Consider the following 1,601-nt stretch of genomic DNA (forward strand, 5'->3'; position numbering starts at 1 on the left):
AGAAAGACTAACTATATAAAGTCAAGTGAAAAAGAAAATAAATGATGAGAAAAATATACGAATTAAATGCATGCCAAATAAGCATCAGAGCATCAAATTTTTTCACTTACTGACGAATTTCGTAGGGTTCGTTTTTAGTTAAAATCGCATGAATGATGTAACACAATTTTCGTGAAACGGCACCAATCGCTGTTAGATGATGTTTTCCTTCTGAGCGCTTTTTCTCATAAAATGCTTTTAAAACAGGATCACTTCTGGAGGCGACAATGGCTGCCTGAAACAGTGATTTTCGTAAATAAGGGGATCCTCTTTTACTCATGACGTTGTGTGTTGCATCAAATTGCCCAGATTGTGATACAGAGGCATCAATACCAGCGTAGGCAACTAACTTTTTAGGGCTAGAAAACTTATGAATATCACCAATTTCGCCTAATATCGTCGCACCAGTAATTGGCCCGATTCCTGGAATGGTTTCAATAACAGAATTAACGGAAGTCATCAATTGGTTTATTTCTTCTTCTGCTTGTTTGATTTGTGTTTCCAGGAAGTTTAGCTGTTCAATCATCGAGCGGAGCTGGAATGTAAATGCATCTTGTGCAAATCGAATACCAAAGGAATCTAAAGCAGCTGTTTTTAACGATTCTGCTTTAACTAAACCTACGCGATTACGACTCGCTAAACGAAGTGTTTCAGCCAACGTATCCGCAGAAATTTCGTTAAATGCATCGGGTGTAGAATATTCAAAAAGCGCTGCCTTGGATGCTTTTCCAAAGACACCAATTTTTGAAAATACCGTATCATACTCAGGAAAAACTTGATCTAAAACGGCAATGATTTTACGTTTGAAATCCCCAGCTGTTCCAACTAAGTAAGATCGATAACGGGTTAACTGACGTAAGGAGAACATTTCTTCATTCGCTAAAGCAGTATCTGCAAATGACCCGTAACGAATAAGGTCGGCAATTAGTACCGAATCGATGATGTCAGTCTTACGTTTTCGTATTTCAGTACCTTTTCTCCAGCCATCTGTCTGAATAGGATTGATGACATGGACAAAATAATCGGCATCATCTAGGAAGGAAAAAAGAGCGAGCCAATAATGTCCCGTCGCTTCCATTCCCGTAAGAAAATGGGAGGGGTTGTCTGAAATAGTACGTAAACGAGTGAGTAGTGCGTGTCCGCCTTCTAAAGTGTTAGGAAAAGAAAAGCCTTTTAATACTATTTTTCCTGTATCATCCATAACAGAAGCAACATGTGTACACTTGCCAATATCAATACCAAGATAAAACATAGCTTCACCTTTTTCTTTACCTATTTGGATTGAATGCCACTCATCTGAAAAGCGTCACTACCTTGTGCTAAATACGGAGTAAGGCAAAGTGCCTTCAACATCTAACTCATTCGTAATCAGCTTAACAGAGAGAGGGATCAGTCTTTCGATAACGAGCTCGTCGGCTCAAGGAGGACACGATCAACCTCTCAATCCATTAAATATATTTTCTCAAATAATTGAGGAAATACCAAATAAGAAATGACATAGGTTCATAAGGTTTTCCTTTTACAGTCGGAAGACTAAAACCTTAAATATAATATACAAGGAG

General features: G+C 38.2%; 1 protein-coding gene. It reads right to left on the reverse strand.

Annotated features, from left to right (window positions below):
* Positions 1–106 precede the first annotated feature (106 nt).
* Positions 107–1,291 carry an IS110 family RNA-guided transposase gene (locus ACW0TQ_RS22065; protein ID WP_455726015.1) on the reverse strand — a complete coding sequence of 395 codons (1,185 nt, stop codon included), beginning with the start codon at positions 1,289–1,291 and terminating at the stop codon, positions 107–109.
* Positions 1,292–1,601 lie beyond the last annotated feature (310 nt).

It is taken from the genome of Oceanobacillus sp. M60 (assembly GCF_053839645.1).

Excerpts from the sequence above, each read along its gene's own strand:
- ACW0TQ_RS22065 (WP_455726015.1), bottom strand. The coding sequence starts at position 1,291 with ATGTTTTATCTTGGTATTGATATTGGCAAGTGTACACATGTTGCTTCT.